This window comes from Methylohalomonas lacus (assembly GCF_024808875.1).
GTDB classification, from domain to species: Bacteria; Pseudomonadota; Gammaproteobacteria; order Methylohalomonadales; family Methylohalomonadaceae; genus Methylohalomonas; species Methylohalomonas lacus.
The window spans coordinates 119,021-140,233 of record NZ_JANUCT010000004.1; the positions used below are offsets into that span (position 1 = coordinate 119,021).

Below are 21,213 nucleotides of genomic sequence, written 5' to 3' on the forward strand. Positions count from 1 at the left end.
TTGGTCTGGGATTGATTAAAGATGGCGCATTTTGCCCCAGAACCGGGAGCGAAGCAAAATGGATCGCCAAATTGCCGCCGCTTCAGTCCGGCTCGCGGCGCCATTCGCCCTGGCGCAGGTACTCGAGCGGCTGGTATTCGGTCTTGTAACTCATCTTGCGGCAGGCGGCGATCCAGTAGCCGAGGTACAGCCAGTGGCGACCGGTCTCGTGGGCGATCCGGATCTGCTGGAGGACGGCGTAACGGCCGAGACTGCGCTGGCTCGCCGCCGGGTCAAAGAAGGTATAGACCGCGGACAGGGCGTCCGGCAGGCGGTCGCTGACGGATACGGCAAGCAGGGCGCCGTCGAGGCGGTATTCCATGAAGATCGTATCGGCCCAGCTGGCGGTGAGAAAGTTCATGTAGCTGTCCGGCGTCGGATCGTCCATGCCACCGCCGGCATGGCGTGCCGCGATATAACGCCGGTACAGGTCGAAATGTTCCCGTTCATAGCGCGCCGGGCGTACGCGCACCTGCAGGTCCTGGTTCTGCTGCCAGGTACGCCGCTGCTGGCGCCGCGGCCTGAACTCGGCCACCGGTACGCGGATCGGCACGCAGGCGCTGCAGCCGGAGCAGTGCGGCTGGTATAAATGTTCGCCACTGCGCCGGAAGCCGCGTTCCGACAGGGCGGCGTACAGCGCATTGTTCTTCGGAAAACGCGGATCGGCGAACAGCGTGATCGCGTCGCGGTCATCCAGGTAACTGCACTGGTGCGGCGGCGTGACATAGAAGCTGAGTTTGCTGACCCGGGTGCTGTGTGTCATGGCATCGGCCTGTCAGGTCTGATCGAGCGTCTGCCAGTTGATCGGACCGGGCTGTTCGCACCAGCGATCGAGGCAGGCGACAAACTCGTGTCGTGGCATGAGCTCGGCACCGAGTCGCTGCAGGTGGCCGGAATCCACCTGGCAGTCTATCAGGGCAAAACCGGCTTCGTTCAGGTGTTCACACAACCAGACCAGCGCCGTTTTCGAGGCATCACTGACGCGCGAAAACATCGACTCGCCAAAAAAGATGTGACCGATCGCCAGACCATAGAGACCGCCGACCAGGCGGCCGTTCTGCCAGCACTCGACCGAGTGGCCATAGCCCATATCGTGCAGGCGTTGGTAGGCCTGGTTGACCTCGCGGGTGATCCAGGTATCGCGAACGCCATCGCGCGGTGCGGCACAGGCCTGGATGACGTCGGCAAAGGCGCGATCGCAGGTGACCCGGAAATCGCGATTGCGCATGGCCTTGCGCAGGCTGCGCCTGACCTTGAGTTGCGACGGTACTATGACGCAGCGTGGATCCGGTGACCACCAGAGAATCGGCTGGCCCTCGCTGTACCAGGGAAAAATCCCGCGCCGGTAGGCGCCGAGTATGCGTGCCGGGCTGAGATCGCCACCGATCGCCAGCAGGCCGTCCGGGTCCGCCAGCGCCCGTTCGACCGGTGGAAAGTCGGCGGCGATGCGGTTGTCGGCCACGCAATATATCTGGTGTTCAATCGTTTCCGCGGTCATCAATCACTGCTCCCGCGTTTGTAAGCCGTGTGTCGCCCGAGTTCGGCGATGTAATTGTCGACCAGCGGCCGCTCGCGCTGCAGGAAATCGGTGACTGCCCGGCTGAAGCGGCGATCGCGCAGCCAGTGGTACGACCGCGTCGCCACGGGCACGAAGCCACGGCTGATCTTGTATTCACCCTGGGCACCGGCATCCAGATGCCGCAGACCCTGTTCAATGCAAAAGTCTATAGTCTGATAGTAGCACAACTCGAAATGCAGGTTGCGGTAGCCGGTCTGGCAGCCCCAGTGGCGGCCATACAGCGACTTTTCGCCGATGAGTGCCAGCGCACCGGCGACGTATTCACTGCCGTCATGCGCCAGGATCAGCAACGGTTCGCTGCTGGCGCTGCGGCCCAGGCTGTGGAGGAAATCCGGCGTCAGCCGCGGTTCGCCCCATTTGCGTTCGAACGTCGAGCGGTAGAAATCGTAAAATACGTTCCAGTGCCGGGCCTCGATGGCACTGCCGCGCAGCTGTTCGATCTGCAGGTTGCTGTCGCGCACACTGCGTCGCTCGCGCCGGATTTCCTTGCGCCGCTTGCTGTTCAGGCGGGCGAGAAAGTCGTCAAAGTCGGCATAGCCGTCGTTGAACCAGTGGTACTGGCAACCGCGGCGCAACTGCAGACCGCTAGCGGCGAACGCCGGGTCATCGCTGTCGGGAAACAGCACATGCAATGACGACAGGCCGTCGCGTTCGGCCAGTGCGGTCGCCTCCTGCAACAGCAGCTGGCGCAATTGCTGCGGTTGTTCGGCCTGCGGATGCAACAGCAATCGCGGGCCGGTCACCGGGGTGAACGGCACGGCGCTGACCAGTTTCGGATAATACGGGCCGATCGCGCGTTCATGGGCGTCGGCCCAGCTCCAGTCGAAGACGAATTCACCGAACGAGTTGTCGCGCAGGTACAGCGGCAATGCCGCCAGCAGTTGGGTATGCTGGCGAATGAGCAGGTGGCGGGGATACCAGCCGTGACGCTCAAGACAACCATGGCGTTCCAGCCCGGCAAGAAAATCATGGCTGAGGAACGGATTACCACCGCGCTCAAGAGAGTCCCAGTCGGCGGCGGGGACATCGTCCAGTCGCTCGATGCATTCGATTCGGGATTTGCTGTCGATCATTGAACAGTGGACCGACTCAGGGGCTAAAACAATTCAGCGGGGCAATACCTCAAGTGTACTGCCGAGCACGGCAGACAGTGCACGCTTGGAACCGTCAAGCGAGAAGCGTGTCTGGTTGTAGTCGGCATTGGCCAGGCGGAAACGAAAATCGATGTGCGTGCCATTCATTAATTCATAGAGCGGCCGCGAGGCGACCTGGTTCGACTCGATATGGCCCAGATGATAATTGCTGACCTCGGCGCGCATGCTGCAGCCGCTGCCGTCAGCTGCCGTGTTGCGTGGCTGGCGTTTGTCGATTTGGTAGGTGGGGCAGATGGCCGTGTCAAAGCCGGTCAGCCGATCATTCAGACGCAGCAATGCATGGAGGTTGTCACCGCTGTCGCGGTAGATTGTCAGCGTGTAGCCGTCGGCATTTTTGATCCGTGCGTAGGGCGCACGCAGTGTGCTGTCGTCGTCTGCCTCGTCGATGACACGCCATTCAGCGGCGGCGGGGGCGGCAAACAGCAATCCTGCGGCGAACAATGCTGGTGGCCGGCAACCCCGGACGAGTACCGTAAACAGGGTAACAACTCTGGTATCCAATGCTAGGCCCGACCTTAGAATGCGTGGCTAAGTCTTGAAGATTTCAGTATAAATTAATTTCAGCTTTATTCCATCACCATGCGTTCCATCGCTCCGGCGCCGGCTTTATAATCGCTCACTGGTGTCCGGAGCCCAAGCCCCATGCAACGCCGTCAGTTTCTGCAGAATACAACCCTGGTTGCCGCCAGTCTGTGGCTGGCGCCGACACGGGCCGCCGCCGTCCGGACCGGACTGGTTTATGACGATCGTTTCCTGGATCATGTCATCACGCCGGATCATCCGGAATCGCCGCGGCGCCTGGAGACACTGCGTGCCCATTTTCGCGAGCGCGAATTATGGTCACGGCTGGTTCCGATTCGCCCGCGCCAACACCCTGGCGCTGCGCTTGAGGCCATTCATACGGCAGAGCACATTGGCGGGATAGCCGAGCGCTACCCGGACAGCCACGATATCGCGCTGCTGGCCAGCGGCGGTGCGGTGGCCGCCGTTGATGCGGTCATGGCGGGGACGGTGGACAACGCCTTCTGCGCCAGTCGGCCACCGGGCCATCATGCCCTGAATACCGGCCGCGAGGAGGGCTTCTGCTTTTACAATCACGTCGCCATCGCCGCGCGCCATCTGCAGCAAGAGCATGGTCTCAAACGCATCCTGATCGTTGACTGGGACTATCACCACGGCAATGGCACCGAGGCGGCGTTCTACGACGATCCGGACGTGCTGTTCTTTTCCACCCACGATGTCGACGCCTATCCGGGCACCGGCCGCGCCAGCCGCACGGGAACCGGCGCCGGCGCGGGGTTCAACATCAACGTACCGTTGTCCTGCGGTGCCGATGACGCTGACATTCGTCGGGCGTTCAGCGACCGGCTGCTGCCGGCAGCCGACGACTTCAAGCCGGAGTTCGTGCTGATCTCGGCCGGTTTCGACAGTCGCAAGTCGGATCTGCTCGGCTGCTTTGCGATCACGGATGCCGGCTTTCGCCAGCTGACGACGATGATGCGGGAACTGGCCGGGCGCCACTGCAACGGCCGGCTGGTGTCGATTCTGGAGGGCGGTTACAACCTCAAGGGCAATGCCAGCGCCGCCGCGGCGCATGTCGAGACATTGCTGGAGGATGCCTGATCAGGATTGGCTATCGGTGCGGGTATAAACGGGAAACGGGCTGACGTTGCCGCCGTCGGTGGCATCGCTGATCTTGCCGCTGCCGCGCTTGCTGACCTCGTCAATGCGGACGATCGAGTGCATCGGAATGTAGCTGCGCACGACGTCGGCAAATTCCGACTTGAGGTTTTCCTCGGAGGGATCGACCACCAGTGCGCTCTTTTCGCCGAACAGCAGTTTTTCGATTTCGACAAAGCCGAACATGGCACCCTGGTGTACCGAGCGTGCGTAGACCTCGTAGACCTTGCCCTGATTATAGAAAATTACCTTGTAGACCGGCTGTTTGCTCATGATGTTTGCGCATACGGCTGATAAAAATGAGCGGCGGATTCTAGCACAGCCACGGCTAGCCGTCGTAGATCAGCGGTCCACCCGGACCCAGCGGTAATCCCAGCGCCAGCCAGATGCCGAGCAGAACACACCAGATGACGAGAAACGCCAGGGAGTAGGGCAGCATCAGGGACAGTACCGTGCCAAAACCGCTGCCGACGGCGTAGCGCTGGACCAGGGCGATGATGATGATCATGTACGGATTCAGTGGCGTGATGATGTTGCTGAAGGAATCGCCGACGCGGTAACCAACCTGGGTCAGTTCCGGACTGATACCGACCTGCATGAACATCGGCACGAAAATCGGCGCGAAAAACGCATACTTCGCCGATGCTGAACCGATCAGAAGATTGGCCATGCCGACCAGCAGGATAAAGCTCATCATCAGCGTCGGTGTCGGTATCGCCAGTTGCGCCAGCAGGGCACCGCCGCTGACCGCGAGCATTTCGCCGAGGCCGGAATAGCGGAAACTCTCGACGAACTGGGCGGCAAAGAAAGCCAGCACGATATACGAGCCGAGGCCGGCGATGGTCTTGTACAGCATGCCGGCGAGATCGTGGTCCGAGCGAATGCTGCGGCTGCTGATACCGTAGACCAGCCCGGGTATGAAAAAACACAGGAACAGCAGTGGTACCGTGGCCTCTACCCAGCGGGCAAAGTTGTCGCCCTGACCATGCAAAGGCGCCCCCGGCACGACAATGGCCGTCACGATCAGGGCCAGCGTGATCAGCAAGGCGGCACCGGCATGCCACAGGCTGCGATTTGGGCCCTGGCTGTGTGTGACTTCATCGGTAGTTGTCACGACATCATCAGCGGGCCGGTAAGCAACACGTACCAGGCGCGGTTCGACGTACCAGGCGGTGACCGCCCAGCCGATCAGGGTGAGCAACAATGTCGATGCGATCATAAACCACCAGTTGGCGGTTACCGCCACCTGGTATTCCGGCGCGATCAGACTGGCACCGCTTTGCGTGAAACCCGCCAGCAACGGATCCAGGGCCGTGATGAACAGGTTAGCGCTGAAACCCGCCGAGACGCCGGCAAAGACGGCGGCGATACCGGCCAGTGGCGGCCGGCCGGCGGCCAGGTAAAGCGCCGCGGCGATCGGCGGCAGCACGACATAACCGGCGTCCATGGCCATCGATGACTGGATGCCGAGAAACACCATGACCGGCGTCAGTAACTGCGCCGGTGTCAGCTGCGCCAGGCGCCGAAACAGCGCCGGCAACAGGCCGCTGTGCTCGGCCAGACCGATACCGAGCATGCCGACCAGCACGATGCCGAGCGGCGGAAAATTGATGAAATTGTCGACCAGGTTGGACAGCAACCACCATAGACCATCGCTGCCCAGCAGGTTGTTGGCCGTCAGCGTGCGATCGCCGGCCGGTGTCGGCAACGACCATTCGCCCCAGGCGGCCAGCGCCGAGGCGAACATGACTACAAGGGTGCCGATGAAAAACAGCGTTGCCGGCTGTGGCAGGCGGTTGCCCAAGCGTTCGATGCGGTCGAGAAAGGTCATCGTCGTGTATATCAAAGTATCCGCTAATGCATTCGGACTTTTTGTTAAGGGCTCACCGAGCTATTAACATAACGCTTGCATTTGCATCTGCGTTCAGTCGCGGTCTCTATATTTCAATAATCCTGTACGGATCATAGCCCTCGATTTCCTGATGTCCGTGATAGCCGCGTGGATTGGCTACCACGCGGGTGCCGCCGCTACGGTAATCGGATACGGTGTGAATGTGGCCATGGATCCAGAGATCGATCGCGTATTTTTTCAGCAGTTCTTCATACTGGTTGCAATAGGCAAAGCGCCGCAGGTCAGTGCTGTTTTCCTGATCGCGATACCAGCTTTTCAACGTTGGCGCATGATGCGTAACCACCACGGTCTTGCCCTTGTGCGCGGTGGCCAGTTCATTCTCCAGCCATTCCAGGCTTTCCCGATGCAATTCCAGCAGGATGTCCGCAGTCAGCGGTGAGCCGTGATACTGGATGTAGTGGTAATCGTTCATGCTCTGTTCGGCTTCGCGCATGACGTTTTCATTGACGCCGGCATAGTCGGTCCAGAAAGTTGTCCCGAGAAAGCGAACGTCATCGAGATCGGCTCGCACATTTTCGAGGAACTCCACCTGCGCCGCCTGACTCGTGGTTTCGATTTGCTGACGCGTGTATTCGATGTCGCCGCTGTAGTATTCATGATTGCCGGCAACATAGATGACCGGGCAGGGTGCTTTGGCCAGCCAGTTGACGCCTTCGGTTCCGACACCGATATCACCGGCGGCGACGACAATATCGGCGTCGGTCTCCGGAAATTCACATTCACCGAACTCCAGATGAATGTCGGAGAAGTATTGAATACGCATCAATCCAGCACCTGCTGGCTAAATTTATTCAGAATATTCCTGTAACTATCACCACTGTCGAGGAATCCCTGGTCATGCTTGCCGCTGATGGTTTTCAGTTCGCGTGACCCGGAAGCGGCCTCGAACAGCTTCTCGGCATGGCTGTAGGGAATGATTTCATCATCCGGACTGTGAATAAGCAAAAGCGGCGAACGAATCGCGGTCACGTTTTCGCGCACCGGGTACTCGTTTCTGAGCAGCAGTCCCACCGGTACATAGGGGTAGATGCTTTGTGCCAGTGATTGCATGGAAACAAAGGTTGACTCAAGGATGACACCGGCCGGTTCAACCCGGGCTGCCAGCCAGGCCGCGACCGCACCCCCCAGTGACCGGCCGTAGATGATGATCTCGTCTGGCTTGATGTCGCGCTCCAGCGTCAGGTGGTTCCAGGCGGCTTCGGCATCAGCGTAGGTACCCCGTTCACTGGGCTGGCCGCTGCTGTTGCCGTAGCCGCGGTAATCAATAATCAGGGTGGACAGGCCCAGATGATTCAGCATTTCCAGCATGACCAGGCGATGCGAAATATTGCCGGCGTTGCCATGCAGGTAGAGCACGGTGCCGCGCGAGTTGTGTGCCGGGATAAACCAGCCGTGCAGAACGACCTCATCACTGATGCGCAGTTCGACCGTCTCGTAATCGATCCCGATCGACTCCGGCGTGGCCGCGAGCATACTTGTCGGCTGAAAGATCAGGCGTTCCTGGAACAGATACAGGATCAGGCAGAAACCAAGCCAGGTCAGGGCGAGGATAACGCACAGTGAGACAAGGGCGTGTTTTACTCGAGACAACAGGGGCATGAGTGGATTTGGCGTAGCCGTCAGTCGATTTGCAGAACGAGTTTGCCGGTGGTCGAACCGGACTCGATGAGCTCGTGCGCCCGCGCTGCCCTATGCAGCGGCAGGATCTCACTGACATGAATCTGCAGCTCACCCTGGTCGATCAATGTCGCGCACTCCTGCAGGATCTGTGCCTGGTGCTTTTCCGCTTCAACCAGGCCGAACAGCATTGGTGTCAGCATGACCTCGAGGCTGGTGCGCTGGTTGCGCTGCCGCGCCACGCGCCAGTCGGTGTCGGCCGCCGGCAGCAGCAGCGATACCACGTCGCCGTAGAACCGGACGGCCGGGAACGTTTGCTCCAGCAGCTTGCCGCCGATGTTGTCCATGCCGACATCGACGCCCTGGCCGCCGGTCCAGTCCATGATCGCGGCGGTGACGTCGCTATCACGGTAGCGGATCGCCCGTTCGGCGCCGAGCTTTTCCACCAGTGCCGCTTTATCCGCCGTGCTGACGGTGGTTGCCACGCGTGCGCCGATGGTGCGGGCCAGCTGAATGGCAACATGGCCGACACCGCCGGCGCCGGCCTGCACGAGCACGGTCTGGCCGGCCTGCAGCCGGGCGCGATCGAACAGCGCTTCCCAGGCGGTGATGGCGACCAGCGGCACGGCAGCGGCCTGGACGAAATCCAGCGATGCCGGCTTGTGCGCCAGGACGTGCTCCGCCACCACGGTGTAACCGGCGTAGTTGCCGGCGCGCGTGCCGATGCCGCCATAGCAGAAGTAGACTTCATCACCGACGGCAAAGCGCGTCACTGCATCGCCGACGGCATCGACAATGCCGGCGCCGTCACAGCCGAGAATGGCCGGCAGGCTGTCCGGCAGGAACGTGCCGTTGCGCCGCACCTTGGTGTCGATCGGATTGACGCCGGCCGCCTTGAGCCGCACACGCACGTCGTTCGGGCCGTTCAGCGTCGGTTGCGGCAAGTCGCGCGCCTCGAGCCTGTCCGGGTCACCGGCGGCGGTCATGACCACGGCCGGCATGGTCTGTAACGGGGTGGATGTCATTGAGCAGGCGTCCTGGCTGTCATTCATTTTTATGTGGGGCTGCGCTGGCTTTCACTGTTACGGATCACTGGCAGACCGTACAATCCAGGCGCATTGCAGACGGTTAAATGTACCGAGCGTAGCCGGATACATATCGGTAAAATACCGCCTTCATGCCCGTGGCGTGTCTGGCTACAGCCTGTATACTAACCGGATAACAGTTTATAAACATAGTACTACATCGTTTTTGTCGAATTCGTCTTAATAAACGACATTGCCGGACTTCAATATCGTGGCACAGGCCAAACGCAAGCAGAAAAATACCAGCAGCCAGCCCGCGCGGCCGGCGGCCAACAGCCGCCTGATTCGCATTCTACGTGAAGTCGCCCTGATCGCACTGGCCGCGGTGTCGCTGTTCCTGTTTATTGCGCTGTTCAGCTTTGACCCGGCCGATCCGGGCTGGTCCCACGCCGCCGAGTATGACGGCATTCGCAACAATACCGGCCTGATCGGTGCCTGGATTGCCGATATTCTCCTGTATATCTGCGGCTATGTCGGTTACCTGTTCCCGTTCGCGCTGGCATTCAGCGGCTGGCAGTTGTACCGCACCGTGCGCCGCGGTGCCTGGCCGGAGCCATTGAGCTTTTCCCTCGGCATGGCGGGTTTCGTGCTCGCATTGATGGGTGCCTGCGGTCTGGCGGAAAACCATTTCGTAGTCAGCAACGCCATTCCGGCCGAGACCGCCGGCGCCGGTGGCATTCTCGGCGATGCCGTCGGCGGCAGTCTGCTGGGGCTGATCGGCTCGACCGGCAGCGCGCTGATGCTGCTGGCCATGTTCCTCACCGGCATCACCCTGTACAGCGGGCTGTCCTGGTTCCGGCTCATGGACCAGATCGGCCGCTACACCCTGCGGTTTGTCGAATGGCTGCAGTACAAGCGTGATGAGTACCGGGATCGTCGCGAGGGCGCCCGCGCGCGCCAGGAACGCGAGAATGTTGCCCGCGAGATCAAGCAGAAAACCGAGAAACGCGAGCCGCCGCGCATCGAGCCGGTGATATCCAATGTGCCGACCAGCACCCGCGGCGAAAAGGAGAAGCAGGAATTCCTGTTCGAACCGCCGCCGGAGACGACGCTGCCGCCGCTGAACCTGCTGGATCCGCCGCAGCCGCCGAAGGGACAGTATTCGAATGAAGCGCTGGAGGCGATGTCGCGCCAGGTCGAGATCAAACTGCGCGATTTCGGCATCGAGGTCGAGGTCGTCGCCGTACATCCGGGACCGGTGATCACGCGCTTCGAGTTGCAGCCGGCGCCGGGCGTGAAGGGCAGCCAGGTCATCAATCTGTCGAAGGACATCGCCCGCTCGCTGTCGGTGGTCAGCGTCCGCGTTGTCGACGTGATTCCCGGCAAATCGGTCATCGGCCTGGAAATCCCGAATGAGAACCGTGAGTTGGTCTCGCTGAGCGCGATCCTTAACAGCAAGGAATACGACAACGTCCAGTCGCCGCTGGCGTTGGCGCTGGGCAAGGACATCAGCGGCCAGCCGATCGTGACCGAACTGAACAAGATGCCGCACCTGCTGGTTGCCGGCACGACCGGATCCGGCAAGTCGGTGGCGATCAACGCCATGATCCTGAGCATCCTCTACAAGGCGGTGCCCAAGGATGTGCGCCTGATCATGATCGACCCGAAGATGCTGGAATTGTCCGTCTACGAAGGCATTCCGCACCTGCTGGCACCGGTGGTGACCGACATGAAGGAGGCCGCCAACGCGCTGCGCTGGTGTGTCGCCGAGATGGAGAAGCGCTACAAGCTCATGGCGCATCTGGGCGTACGCAACATCAGCGGCTACAACCGCAAGATCAAGGAAGCCCGCGACCGGGGCGAGCCGATACGTGACCCGTTCTATCAGCCGATCGGCGAGGAAGATGAAGCACCGGAGCTCGAAGAGCTGCCATTCATCGTCGTGCTGGTCGATGAGCTGGCCGACATGATGATGACGGTCGGCAAGAAGGTCGAGGAACTGATCGCTCGCTTGGCGCAGAAGGCCCGCGCTTCCGGCATCCACCTGATTCTGGCCACACAGCGGCCGTCGGTGGACGTCATCACCGGCCTTATCAAGGCGAACATCCCGTGCCGTATCGGCTTCCAGGTGTCGTCGAAGGTCGACTCGCGTACGATCCTCGACCAGATGGGTGCGGAAACTTTGCTTGGCCATGGCGACATGCTGTTTATGCAGACCGGCACGCCGGTACCGACCCGCGTGCACGGCGCGTTTGTCGCCGATCACGAAGTCCACAAGGTGGTCGAGAACCTGCGCAAGCGCGGCGAGCCGGAATACCGCGAAGACGTGCTGCGCGGGCCCGAGGAGGGCGGCGCCGAGGCGGTCAGCGGTATCGAAACCGGTGGCGACGGCGGCGAACAGGATCCGCTCTACGACGAGGCGGTACGCATCGTCACGGAATCGCGCCGTGCATCGATCTCGTCAGTGCAGCGGCGCCTGCGCATCGGCTACAACCGCGCCGCACGCATCGTCGAGGACATGGAACGCGCCGGTGTGGTCAGTGCCCAGGAGACCAACGGCAACCGCGAAGTGCTGGCGCCCAAACCGCCGGAGAACTGAGCAATCGTGGATATTCTGCGCACGCCGGAATCAAACCGGTCGCAAAGGGTCTTGATCAGTACCCGGAACGCTCATCCAACGGAACACACAATGCTCAAGATTTTATCAAGAAAAACTTACAACATACTGTTTATATTATTCTTATTTTGTCTTTTCCCCGTGGCCTCGGTAGCGTCTGGGGAAGACAAGCTGCGCAGCTTTCTGGAGGATCTGGACTCACTGACGGCCGACTTCGAACAGCAGCTGCGGGACGAGTCCGGTGACCTGCTGGAAACCTCGCGCGGCAAACTGTACCTGCAGCGACCGGGCCGCTTTGACTGGCAATACAACGAACCCTACGCCCAGCGCATACTCACCGACGGCGACACGCTGTGGATCTACGACGAGGATCTGGAACAGGTGACCATCCGCGACATGGAAGCCGGCATGCAGGCCACGCCCGCGGCGATCCTCGGCGGCTCTGCCGATATCGACGAGCTCTATGACATCGTCGACCTGGGCGAACTGGAAGGCTATGACTGGGTGCGGCTGGAATCGCGTGATGAAGACAGCCAGTACAGCGACGTGCGGCTGGGTTTTGATGGGCGGAAACTCGGCATGATGATCCTGTCCGACAACTTCGGCCAGACCACGCGCATCGACTTCAGCAATGTCGAGCTGAATCCTGGCCTGGATACCAGCCGTTTTGAATTCACCCCGCCCGATGGCGTCGACGTGATCGACGACCGCGCGCAGTGAGCCCGGCCGCATCCGCACCAGTACCGGACGGCCATGATTACCGGCCCCTGGCGGACCGGCTGCGGCCGCGCACGATCGCTGAATACATCGGCCAGGAACACATCCTCGGCCCGGACAAACCGTTAAGACAGGCCATCGAGGCCGGCCAGCTGCATTCGATGGTGTTCTGGGGGCCGCCCGGCACCGGCAAGACGACGCTGGCGCGACTGCTGGCGTCGGCCTGCGATGCGCAGTTTCTGTCGGTCTCCGCGGTGCTCGCAGGCGTCAAGGACATCCGCGCCGCCATCGACCAGGCGCGTGACTATCGCGAGGCCTACGGTAAGGACACCGTGCTGTTTGTCGACGAGGTGCATCGCTTCAACAAGTCACAACAGGACGCGTTCCTGCCATTCGTCGAAGATGGCACCGTCACCTTCGTCGGTGCGACCACCGAGAACCCGTCGTTCGAACTCAACAACGCGCTGTTGTCGCGCGTGCGCGTCTACGTGCTGCGAGCGCTGACCGGCGAGGCCATCGAGCGCGTGCTGCAGGTGGCGCTGGAAGACAGCGAACGCGGTCTTGGCGGCCGCGGCCTGCAACTCGACGACGAGGCCCTGCAGCAGCTTGCCGCCGCCGCCGACGGTGACGCCCGCCGGGCACTGAACCTGGTTGAGATCGCTGCTGATCTGGCCACTGACGGCCGCATCACGCCGGAATTGTTGCAGGAAGTTATGGCCGGCGGCAGCCTGCGCCGCTTCGACAAGGGCGGCGAGGCGTTCTACGATCAGATATCAGCATTGCACAAGGCGGTACGCGGTTCGTCGCCGGACGCCGCGTTGTACTGGTTCTGCCGCATGATCGACGGCGGCTGCGATCCGCTGTACGTCGCCAGGCGGGTAGTGCGCATGGCCACCGAGGATATCGGCAACGCCGATCCGCGTGCCATGCAGATCGCGCTCAGCGCCTGGGACACCCAGGAACGCCTGGGTTCGCCAGAAGGCGAGCTGGCGCTGGGTCAGGCGATCGTCTACCTGGCCTGCGCCGCCAAGAGCAATGCCGCCTACGTCGCCTACAAGACGGCGATGAAGGACGCGCAGAACAACGGCTCGCTGGAGGTGCCGCTGCATCTGCGCAACGCGCCCACCAAGCTGATGAAGGATCTCGACTACAGCAAGAACTACCGCTACGCCCACGATGAGCCGGAAGGCTACGCTGCTGGCGAGAATTACTTTCCCGATGAGCTCAAGGGGCGCAGCTATTACAAGCCGGTCGAACGCGGCCTCGAGATCAAGATCGCCGAAAAGCTGAGACACCTGCGCGAGCTGGACGCCAAGGCCAAAAAACGCTGACGGTCGGTTACAATGGGCCGAACTTTGGCTCACGGGGATCTCGTCATGACAACCATTCTGGCCGTGGCCGGCGGTGGCGCCGCTGGTTCGTTGCTGCGTTTCTGGTGCTCGAACGGCGTCTACGCACTGCTGGGCAAGGGCTTTCCCTACGGCACGCTGTCGGTCAACGTCATCGGTTCGTTCCTGATGGGCTTTTTGTTCATCCTCCTGAACGACAAACTGGATGCCGCGCCGGAGTGGAAGTCATTGCTGCTGGTCGGTCTGCTCGGTGCGTTTACCACTTTCTCGACGTTCTCGATGGACACGCTGACCCTCATCGAGCAGGGCGCGCTGTTAAAAGCCGGCCTGAATATCCTGATCAGCGTCAGTGTCTGCATCATCGTCTGCTGGCTGGGCGTAGCGCTGGCCAGGCAACTCCCGCTCTGAGCGATTTCAGGACAATAAAAATTTTCGATTTAAGGACGAGTAATGCTGGATCCGAATCTGTTACGAACCAACCCCGAGGATGTCGCCGCCGCAGTCGGCCGGCGCGGCTACAAGCTGGATATTGAACAGCTGAAACGGATCGAGTCCGAGCGCAAGTCGCTGCAGGTCGAGACCGAACAGCTGCAGAACGAGCGCAACACGCGCTCGAAAGCCATCGGCCAGGCGAAGGCGAAGGGCGAGGATATCCAGCCGTTACTGGATGAAGTCGCCGACCTGGGTGACAAGCTTGAAGACCGGAAGAACAGGCTCAATGCGGTACAGGAACAATTGCGCGAGCTGGCGCTGGGCATTCCCAACATGCCGCACGCGTCCGTGCCCGACGGCAGCGACGAGGACGACAATGCTGAAGTGCGGCGCTGGGGCGAGCCGCAGGCGTTCGACTTTGAACCACAGGACCACGTCAGCCTGGGCGAGCGCAACGGGCTGATGGACTTCGAGACCGCGACCAAGATTGCCGCCTCGCGTTTCGTCGTCATGCAGGGACCGATTGCGCGCCTGCACCGCGCGCTGATCCAGTTCATGCTCGACACGCATACGGCCGAACACGGCTATACTGAGATCAACGTACCGTACCTGGTCAATCCGGAGAGCCTGTACGGGACCGGTCAATTACCCAAATTTGCCGAGGACCAGTTCCACGTCACCGAGCAGGACCTGTACCTGATCCCGACGGCGGAAGTACCGGTGACAAACCTGGCGCGTGATGAAATCCTCGACGGCGAGACCTTGCCGCACAAGTACGTCTGTCACAGCCCGTGCTTTCGAAGCGAGGCCGGCTCCTACGGTAAGGACACTCGCGGCATGATTCGCCAGCACCAGTTCGAGAAGGTCGAGCTGGTGCAAATGGTGCACCCGGACGAATCCTGGAACGCGCTGGAGGAACTGACCGGCCATGCCGAGACCATCCTGCAGAAACTCGAACTGCCATATCGCACCATGGCCCTGTGCGCCGGTGACATGGGCTTTTCCGCCGCCAAGACCTACGACCTAGAAGTCTGGCTGCCGGGCCAGGGCAAGTACCGTGAAATTTCTTCCTGCAGCAACTTCGAGGACTTTCAGGCGCGCCGCATGCAGGCGCGCTACAAATCGGCCGATATGAAAAAACCGGCGCTGATCCACACGCTCAACGGTTCGGGACTGGCCATCGGCCGTACCCTCATTGCTGTCATGGAAAATTACCAGCAGGCCGATGGTAGCATCCGAGTCCCGGAAGCCCTGACGCCCTATATGGCCGGTATGGAGTTCATCTGTTAGTGCGGCAGTTTCAGGAGCCTTAATGGGTCATGCCATCAATCCGCCAAGTGGTTTTTGAATGACAACCGACTTCCGGGCGCATGTCCCCAAAATACTGGATCTGCTGCTTGATGCCGTTTGTGTTGTGGATGTCGATGGTCATTTCATTTTCGTCAGTGCCGCTTGTGAACGTATTTTCGGATATACGCCGGATGAGTTGATTGGCACTAACATGATTGATCTGGTCTACCCTGAAGACCGAGACCGCACTTTACATACAGCAGGCGAGATCATGAAGGACAAGCCTGTTAGTCATTTTGAAAATCGTTATGTGCGTAAGGACGGTCGGGTAGTCCATGTCATGTGGTCGGCACGCTGGTCGGAGCCGGATGGCATCAGACTGGCAGTGGCCCGGGATGTTACCGAGCTCCGGCGTGCCGAGCGCATGCAGAGTGCGTTGTACCAGATATCGGAAGCCGCGCATGCGACAACCAGCCTGTACGATCTTTATCAGCATATTCACCGGATTATCGGCCGGCTCCTGCCGGCACGCAATTTTTCGGTAGCGCTATATGACGTTTCCACCGATCAACTATCCTTTCCCTATAGTGTTGATGAAAATCCACATATATCTGAAGCCGATTCATTCGATAGTCACAATTTCATTACCGGAATAATTCAATCAGGGCAGGCGCATTTGACAACGTCGGAGATATCACTAAACGCTGTCAATGAATCGCTGGACTGGTTAGGCGTGCCACTGATGTCTGCAGATATTGGCGTCATGGGTGCCCTGATCGTCAGGAGCTATGCCAGTGATATGCGTTACACCAATGAGGACGTGGAACTGCTGCAGTTCGTATCAACGCAGATTGCGAGCGCGATAGAGCGCAAACAGGCAGAGGCACAGCTGCAACACATGGCGCGTCACGATGCGCTAACCGATTTGCCCAACCGCACGCTTTTTTTCGACCGTCTGGACATGGCGCTCAAACGGGCCCGGCGGGACCGGGAACAGCTGGCGGTACTTTATCTGGATCTGAATGATTTCAAGACGGTCAATGACACACTGGGACACGAAGCGGGAGACATGCTGCTGTGTCAGGTGGCGCATAGATTGTTGCAGTGTGTACGGGAGTCGGACACGGTCGGCCGCCTGGGTGGCGATGAATTCACGATTTTGTTAACGAATATCAAGGGACAGGGCGATGTTGAAACAGTCCTTGAAAAGATTCATGCCACGTTATCCGCTCTGTATTCGATCAAGGATAATTCCGTGTCGCTCTCTGCCAGTATCGGCTCGGCGATCTATCCGGAGCAAGGGGCTACCAGGGAACAATTGGTACAATATGCCGATATGGCCATGTATGCATACAAACGGACAGAATAGGAATAGACGGTCCTGTAAAAAAATGCCCCTCGATTGAGGGGCATTTTTCGTTTCAACAGTCAGCAAGTATATTTAGATCGACAAGGCCTTGAAGACAGCCTCCATGCTTTCCTTGGCATCACCGAACAGCATGCGCGTGTTGTCCTTCAGGAACAGCGGGTTATCGACGCCGGCATAGCCGGTTGCCATGCTGCGCTTGAGCACGATCGTGGTCTTGCTCTTCCAGACCTCGAGCACCGGCATGCCGGCGATCGGGCTGGTCGGGTCCTCGGCTGCTGACGGGTTGACGATGTCATTGGCACCGATGACGATGCTGACGTCGACGTCCGGGAAGTCCTCATTGACCTCGTCCATCTCGTAGACGATGTCATAGGGGACATGCGCCTCGGCCAACAGCACGTTCATGTGCCCCGGCATACGCCCGGCGACCGGGTGAATGGCAAAGCGGACGTTGACGTTCTTGTCACGCAGGTAGCGGGTAAGCTCGTTCACGGTGTGCTGGGCCTGGGCCACGGCCATGCCATAGCCGGGTACGATCATCACCTCGTTGGCATCGGACAGCAGAGCGGCGACTTCGTCAGCCTCGATCGGATTGACTTCACCGGCTTCATCGCCGGCTGCAGCTGCACTGCTGCTACCACCGCCGCCGAAGCCACCGGCAATCACGGCCAGGAATTTGCGGTTCATCGCCCGGCACATGATATAACTGAGGATGGCACCGCTGGAGCCGACCAGCGCACCGACCACGATCAGCAGATCATTGGACAGCATAAAACCGGTCGCCGCCGCAGCCCAGCCGGAGTAGCTGTTCAGCATCGACACCACGACCGGCATGTCGGCACCGCCGATGGCCATGACCATATGCACGCCGAAAGCCAGTGCGATCAGCGTCATGAGGATCAATGGTATTAATGCCCCCATGGTGCTGTCGGCATTGAGGAACACGCTGCCGAGCCAGATAGTGACGATGAGTCCGGCCAGGTTGAGCAGGTGACGCAACGGCAATATCAGCGGTTTGCTGCCGATGCGCGCTGACAGTTTGCCGAAGGCAATCACCGAGCCGGTAAACGTGATCGCACCGATGAAGATGCCGACGTAGATCTCGACTGAGTGGATGGTCTTCTCGACACCGGTGTAGTAACCGCTGTCACCGAAGAAGCTGACGTAGCCGACCAGCACGGCGGCCAGACCGACCAGGCTGTGCAGAATGGCGACCAGCTCCGGCATTTGTGTCATCTGTACCTTGGCGGCAAGCCGCAGGCCGATGGCGCCGCCGACGATCATGGCGATGGCCAGCGCCCAATAGCTAGTGACCTGGGCACTGAATACCGTCGCCAGCACGGCGATGGCCATGCCGATCATGCCGTAAAGCACGCCGCGACGCGCCGTTTCCTGATGGCTCAAGCCACCCAGGGCGAGAATGAACAGAATGGTTGCGCCGATGTAAGCCGCAGTCACTAATCCCTGATTCAACATGATGCGGCCTCCTTATTTGCGGAACATGTTCAACATGCGCCGGGTCACGGCAAAGCCGCCGGCGATGTTGATGCTGGTGATGAAAATCGCGAACGTCGCCAGTCCCGCGAGCAGGATGTTCGACGACGACACCTGCAGCAGGGCACCAATAATGATGATGCTGCTGATCGCGTTGGTCACGCTCATCAAGGGCGTATGCAGCGAGGGCGTGACGTTCCAGATCACCATGTAACCGACAAAGCAGGCCAGCACGAACACGGTGAAGTGCGCCATGAAGGACTCCGGCGCGACCGAACCGACACCGAACAGCGCCAGGCCGCCGACAATCAGCGCCACCACCGGCTGCAGTGCTTGAGATATCAGTGGTTGCTTCGGTTTTGGCGGCTCGGCCGGTTGCGCTTTCTCCGCCCTGGGTGTTGCCGATATCTTCGGTGCCGGCGGCGGCCAGGTGATCTCGCCGTCCTTGATAACCGTCGTGCCGCGGATGACCTCGTCATCCATGTCGACGTTGATGACACCGTCCTTGTCCGGCGTCAGGTCGGTCAGCAGGTGCCGCAGATTGGTGGCATACAGCTGACTCGCCTGGGTGGCCAGCCGGCTCGGCAGGTCGGTATAACCGATGATGGTCACGCCGTGGCGGACGACCACTTCGCCGGGTTCGGTCAGCTCACAGTTGCCGCCCTGTTCGGCGGCCAGGTCGACGATGACGCTGCCGTTGCGCATCGACTTCACCATGGCCTCGGTGATCAGCTTCGGCGCCGGTTTACCCGGGATCAGGGCGGTGGTGACGATGATGTCGACTTCCTCGGCCTGCTGCTGAAAGATTGCCATTTCCTTGCGGATGAACTCGTCGCTCATTTCCTTGGCGTAACCACCGCTGCCGCCGCCGTCCTCGTCCATTTCCACCTCGAGGAATTCGGCGTCCATGCTCTGCACCTGCTCGCGCACTTCCGGACGCGTGTCAAAAGCCCGGACGATCGCGCCCATGCCCTTGGCCGTACCGATGGCGGCGAGGCCGGCGACACCGGCGCCGATGACCAGTACCCGGGCGGGCGGCACCTTGCCGGCGGCCGTGATCTGGCCGGTGAAGAAACGGCCGAAGTGCTCGGCCGCCTCGATGATGGCCCGGTAACCACCGATGTTCGCCATTGAACTCAAGGCGTCGAGTTTCTGGGCGCGGGAAATGCGCGGCACGCTGTCCATGGCCAGCACCGTGACCTTGCGCTCGGAGAGTTTCTGCATCAGATCCTGGTTCTGGGCCGGCCAGATGAAACTGATCAGTGTCTTGCCGGCTTCCAGCAGTTCCGATTCGTCCACGCCCAGCTGCGGATGCTGCTCGGGGGGCCGGACCTTCATGACGATATCGGCGTCACGCCAGAGCTGGCGTGTGTCCTCGACGACCTCGACATCCGCCGCGCGGTAGTCGTCGTCGTTGAAGCTGGCGGCAGCACCGGCACCACTTTCCAGCGCCAGTGTAAAGCCGAGTTTTTGTAATTGTTTCGCGGACTCCGGCGTCAGGGCGACGCGTTTTTCACCCGCATGAACCTCCTTTGGCACAACAATCTTCATCGCCAAACTCCCTTGGTTGTCGGATTCAGTACAGATTTCGGGTCAAACTCGACCCGCAAAAGACGCTATTGATGCTAGCACGCGCTCAAATTCGCGCCATAGATAATGTCGGCCTAAGATATAACGAAAATATTGCTGTGCACAAATCCGCGTCGGAAAAAAACAAACCCCGGCATGGCCGGGGTTTGGGGGTCTTCATGGACCCGGTTGAACAACCGGGCTATAACCGCCGCTGATCAGCGCTCACCGGCGAAAGCGGCCAGCAGATGCAAGAGGCTGAGGAACAGGTTGTAGATGGACACATACAACGTCACCGTGGCCATGATGTAGTTGGTCTCACCGCCATGGATGATGTTGCTGGTTTCGTACAGGATCAGCCCGGACATCAGCAGCACGAACATGGCGGAAACGGCCAGCGACAGACCTGGAAGGCTGAAGACGGCCGCACCGATGCCGGCCAGGAAGGCCACCAGGATGCCGACCATCAGGAAACCGCCCATGAAGCTGAAGTCCTTCTTGGTGGTTATCGCATAGGCGGACAGGCCGACAAATATCGCACCGGTACCGCCGAGTGCCATCATGACCAGCTGGGCCCCGTTACTGAAGGCGCTCAGATAAGTGCTAAGGATCGGACCCAGCGTGATGCCCATGAACCCGGTCAGGGCAAAAATGGAGGCCAGTCCCCAGATACTGTTGCGCAGATAGTTGGTGAGGAACAGCAGGCCGAAGTAGCCGACCAGCGTGATCAAAAGACCGGGGTGGGGCAGATTCATCGCCATCGACACGCCCGCCATCGCGGCGCTGAACAGCAGTGTCAGCGACAGCAGCATATATGTGTTGCGAATCAGCTTGTTTGTCGCCAGTACGGATTCTGAACGACCGGCAACGGCGTAATTGGACTGACTCATGGACATCTACCTCCGGATAAAATGGTAATTGGGTCTAATTCTAGAGATATGACCGGCAGATGCAAGCAGAGTTCTTGCCCGGCGAGCCTGAAAAGCATAATTATTTCAAAAACATGTCGGCCCTGATGGTGACACCGTCAGCTGCACCACGGCGCCTGGCGGGCATGCCCGCCAGGCTTTGCTGAACGGCCCTGATCGGTTATTCTGCCCGCGCTTTTGTAGCGCCTTGAAGGGCCGCGGTCAAATAGGCAGGGGTATGACGCGTCAGCGTCATTGGTCCGGAAAAAGCAGTTGTTAGGAGAGGTGGCAGAGCGGTTGATTGCACCGGTCTTGAAAACCGGCAGGGGCGCAAGCTCCTCGAGGGTTCGAATCCCTCCCTCTCCGCCAAATAATAAAAACCCCCTTGCGGGGGGGTATTATTTGCTGAATGTGAATTCGAACCCTCGAATCAACAATCCGGGTTCGACAGCCGCGGCAGCG

At 60.2% G+C, this 21,213-nt stretch carries 19 protein-coding genes and 1 tRNA gene; 8 read left to right on the forward strand and 12 right to left on the reverse strand.

Annotation, left to right across the window (positions count from 1 at the left end; translation table 11 throughout):
- Positions 1 to 82 precede the first annotated feature (82 nt).
- Genes J2T55_RS03775 through J2T55_RS03790 form a run of 4 tightly spaced genes read right to left on the reverse strand, consistent with a single transcriptional unit; the run spans position 83 to position 3,273 of the window.
- Positions 83 to 802 (reverse strand): arginyltransferase, encoded by a 720-nt coding sequence (locus tag J2T55_RS03775; RefSeq protein ID WP_259054348.1) that lies wholly within the window; start codon positions 800 to 802, stop codon positions 83 to 85.
- 12 nt (positions 803 to 814) lie between these two features.
- Positions 815 to 1,537 carry a leucyl/phenylalanyl-tRNA--protein transferase gene (gene aat / locus J2T55_RS03780; RefSeq protein ID WP_259054349.1) on the reverse strand — a complete coding sequence of 241 codons (723 nt, stop codon included), beginning with the start codon at positions 1,535 to 1,537 and terminating at the stop codon, positions 815 to 817.
- Positions 1,537 to 2,691, reverse strand: coding sequence for a GNAT family N-acetyltransferase (locus tag J2T55_RS03785; protein ID WP_259054351.1), 1,155 nt, complete (start codon positions 2,689 to 2,691; stop codon positions 1,537 to 1,539). Before J2T55_RS03785 ends, aat begins: the two co-directional genes overlap by 1 nt.
- Before the next feature lie 33 nt (positions 2,692 to 2,724).
- Entirely contained in the window at positions 2,725 to 3,273 is a 549-nt protein-coding gene (locus J2T55_RS03790; RefSeq protein WP_259054352.1) for a hypothetical protein, read from the reverse strand.
- A 141-nt stretch (positions 3,274 to 3,414) separates the two neighbouring features.
- Between J2T55_RS03790 and J2T55_RS03795 the strand changes: the two genes are divergently transcribed.
- Complete coding sequence (locus J2T55_RS03795) at positions 3,415 to 4,395, forward strand: histone deacetylase family protein (protein WP_259054353.1); 981 nt, start codon at positions 3,415 to 3,417, stop codon at positions 4,393 to 4,395.
- Here J2T55_RS03795 and J2T55_RS03800 read toward each other — a convergent pair whose 3' ends face one another.
- The 5 genes from J2T55_RS03800 to J2T55_RS03820 all read right to left on the reverse strand — a co-directional run bounded on the left by J2T55_RS03800 (position 4,396) and on the right by J2T55_RS03820 (position 8,982).
- Positions 4,396 to 4,725, reverse strand: a complete 330-nt coding sequence (locus tag J2T55_RS03800; RefSeq protein WP_259054354.1) for a DUF1820 family protein — start codon at positions 4,723 to 4,725, stop codon at positions 4,396 to 4,398.
- A gap of 55 nt (positions 4,726 to 4,780) precedes the next feature.
- The gene (locus J2T55_RS03805) at positions 4,781 to 6,283 is read right to left on the reverse strand and encodes an AbgT family transporter (RefSeq protein ID WP_259054355.1); all 1,503 of its coding nucleotides are present in this window, start codon (positions 6,281 to 6,283) and stop codon (positions 4,781 to 4,783) included.
- A 106-nt stretch (positions 6,284 to 6,389) separates the two neighbouring features.
- Positions 6,390 to 7,127 (reverse strand): metallophosphoesterase, encoded by a 738-nt coding sequence (locus J2T55_RS03810; RefSeq protein WP_259054356.1) that lies wholly within the window; start codon positions 7,125 to 7,127, stop codon positions 6,390 to 6,392.
- On the reverse strand, positions 7,127 to 7,963 hold the full coding sequence (locus tag J2T55_RS03815; RefSeq protein ID WP_259054357.1) for an alpha/beta hydrolase: 837 nt from the start codon (positions 7,961 to 7,963) through the stop codon (positions 7,127 to 7,129). Before J2T55_RS03815 ends, J2T55_RS03810 begins: the two co-directional genes overlap by 1 nt.
- Positions 7,964 to 7,983: 20 nt before the next feature.
- Entirely contained in the window at positions 7,984 to 8,982 is a 999-nt protein-coding gene (locus J2T55_RS03820) for a zinc-dependent alcohol dehydrogenase family protein (protein WP_259054429.1), read from the reverse strand.
- A 295-nt stretch (positions 8,983 to 9,277) separates the two neighbouring features.
- Between J2T55_RS03820 and J2T55_RS03825 the strand changes: the two genes are divergently transcribed.
- The 6 genes from J2T55_RS03825 (at position 9,278) to J2T55_RS03850 (ending at position 16,780) form a co-directional block, all read left to right on the forward strand.
- Positions 9,278 to 11,605, forward strand: coding sequence for a DNA translocase FtsK (locus J2T55_RS03825; RefSeq protein ID WP_259054358.1), 2,328 nt, complete (start codon positions 9,278 to 9,280; stop codon positions 11,603 to 11,605).
- A gap of 159 nt (positions 11,606 to 11,764) precedes the next feature.
- The gene (gene lolA / locus J2T55_RS03830; RefSeq protein WP_259054359.1) at positions 11,765 to 12,343 is read left to right on the forward strand and encodes an outer membrane lipoprotein chaperone LolA; all 579 of its coding nucleotides are present in this window, start codon (positions 11,765 to 11,767) and stop codon (positions 12,341 to 12,343) included.
- The gene (locus J2T55_RS03835; protein ID WP_259054360.1) at positions 12,340 to 13,671 is read left to right on the forward strand and encodes a replication-associated recombination protein A; all 1,332 of its coding nucleotides are present in this window, start codon (positions 12,340 to 12,342) and stop codon (positions 13,669 to 13,671) included. The genes lolA and J2T55_RS03835 overlap by 4 nt, the downstream gene beginning before the upstream one ends.
- A 45-nt stretch (positions 13,672 to 13,716) precedes the next feature.
- On the forward strand, positions 13,717 to 14,097 hold the full coding sequence (crcB, locus tag J2T55_RS03840; protein ID WP_259054361.1) for a fluoride efflux transporter CrcB: 381 nt from the start codon (positions 13,717 to 13,719) through the stop codon (positions 14,095 to 14,097).
- Positions 14,098 to 14,139: 42 nt separating this feature from the next.
- The gene (gene serS, locus J2T55_RS03845; RefSeq protein ID WP_259054363.1) at positions 14,140 to 15,411 is read left to right on the forward strand and encodes a serine--tRNA ligase; all 1,272 of its coding nucleotides are present in this window, start codon (positions 14,140 to 14,142) and stop codon (positions 15,409 to 15,411) included.
- 58 nt (positions 15,412 to 15,469) lie between these two features.
- The gene (locus J2T55_RS03850) at positions 15,470 to 16,780 is read left to right on the forward strand and encodes a sensor domain-containing protein (RefSeq protein ID WP_259054364.1); all 1,311 of its coding nucleotides are present in this window, start codon (positions 15,470 to 15,472) and stop codon (positions 16,778 to 16,780) included.
- A gap of 72 nt (positions 16,781 to 16,852) precedes the next feature.
- Here J2T55_RS03850 and pntB read toward each other — a convergent pair whose 3' ends face one another.
- The 3 genes from pntB to J2T55_RS03865 all read right to left on the reverse strand — a co-directional run bounded on the left by pntB (position 16,853) and on the right by J2T55_RS03865 (position 20,733).
- Positions 16,853 to 18,253: a Re/Si-specific NAD(P)(+) transhydrogenase subunit beta gene (pntB, locus tag J2T55_RS03855; RefSeq protein WP_259054430.1), complete on the reverse strand. Its 1,401-nt coding sequence runs from the start codon at positions 18,251 to 18,253 to the stop codon at positions 16,853 to 16,855.
- A gap of 15 nt (positions 18,254 to 18,268) precedes the next feature.
- Positions 18,269 to 19,825, reverse strand: a complete 1,557-nt coding sequence (locus J2T55_RS03860; protein ID WP_259054365.1) for a Re/Si-specific NAD(P)(+) transhydrogenase subunit alpha — start codon at positions 19,823 to 19,825, stop codon at positions 18,269 to 18,271.
- A 236-nt stretch (positions 19,826 to 20,061) separates the two neighbouring features.
- The gene (locus tag J2T55_RS03865; RefSeq protein ID WP_259054366.1) at positions 20,062 to 20,733 is read right to left on the reverse strand and encodes a Bax inhibitor-1/YccA family protein; all 672 of its coding nucleotides are present in this window, start codon (positions 20,731 to 20,733) and stop codon (positions 20,062 to 20,064) included.
- A 297-nt stretch (positions 20,734 to 21,030) separates the two neighbouring features.
- On the opposite strand from J2T55_RS03865, the gene J2T55_RS03870 reads away from it, so the two are divergent.
- Positions 21,031 to 21,120 (forward strand) — tRNA-Ser (locus tag J2T55_RS03870).
- Positions 21,121 to 21,213: the final 93 nt, after the last annotated feature.

Coding starts and splice junctions, on each gene's coding strand:
- J2T55_RS03850 (WP_259054364.1), top strand. CDS start 15,470: ATGACAACCGACTTCCGGGCGCATGTCCCCAAAATACTGGATCTGCTG.
- aat (WP_259054349.1), bottom strand. CDS start 1,537: ATGACCGCGGAAACGATTGAACACCAGATATATTGCGTGGCCGACAAC.
- J2T55_RS03820 (WP_259054429.1), bottom strand. CDS start 8,982: ATGCCGGCCGTGGTCATGACCGCCGCCGGTGACCCGGACAGGCTCGAG.
- J2T55_RS03800 (WP_259054354.1), bottom strand. CDS start 4,725: ATGAGCAAACAGCCGGTCTACAAGGTAATTTTCTATAATCAGGGCAAG.
- J2T55_RS03795 (WP_259054353.1), top strand. CDS start 3,415: ATGCAACGCCGTCAGTTTCTGCAGAATACAACCCTGGTTGCCGCCAGT.
- J2T55_RS03805 (WP_259054355.1), bottom strand. CDS start 6,283: ATGACCTTTCTCGACCGCATCGAACGCTTGGGCAACCGCCTGCCACAG.
- J2T55_RS03775 (WP_259054348.1), bottom strand. CDS start 802: ATGACACACAGCACCCGGGTCAGCAAACTCAGCTTCTATGTCACGCCG.
- J2T55_RS03785 (WP_259054351.1), bottom strand. CDS start 2,691: ATGATCGACAGCAAATCCCGAATCGAATGCATCGAGCGACTGGACGAT.
- J2T55_RS03865 (WP_259054366.1), bottom strand. CDS start 20,733: ATGAGTCAGTCCAATTACGCCGTTGCCGGTCGTTCAGAATCCGTACTG.
- J2T55_RS03815 (WP_259054357.1), bottom strand. CDS start 7,963: ATGCCCCTGTTGTCTCGAGTAAAACACGCCCTTGTCTCACTGTGCGTT.
- J2T55_RS03810 (WP_259054356.1), bottom strand. CDS start 7,127: ATGCGTATTCAATACTTCTCCGACATTCATCTGGAGTTCGGTGAATGT.
- serS (WP_259054363.1), top strand. CDS start 14,140: ATGCTGGATCCGAATCTGTTACGAACCAACCCCGAGGATGTCGCCGCC.
- crcB (WP_259054361.1), top strand. CDS start 13,717: ATGACAACCATTCTGGCCGTGGCCGGCGGTGGCGCCGCTGGTTCGTTG.
- J2T55_RS03860 (WP_259054365.1), bottom strand. CDS start 19,825: ATGAAGATTGTTGTGCCAAAGGAGGTTCATGCGGGTGAAAAACGCGTC.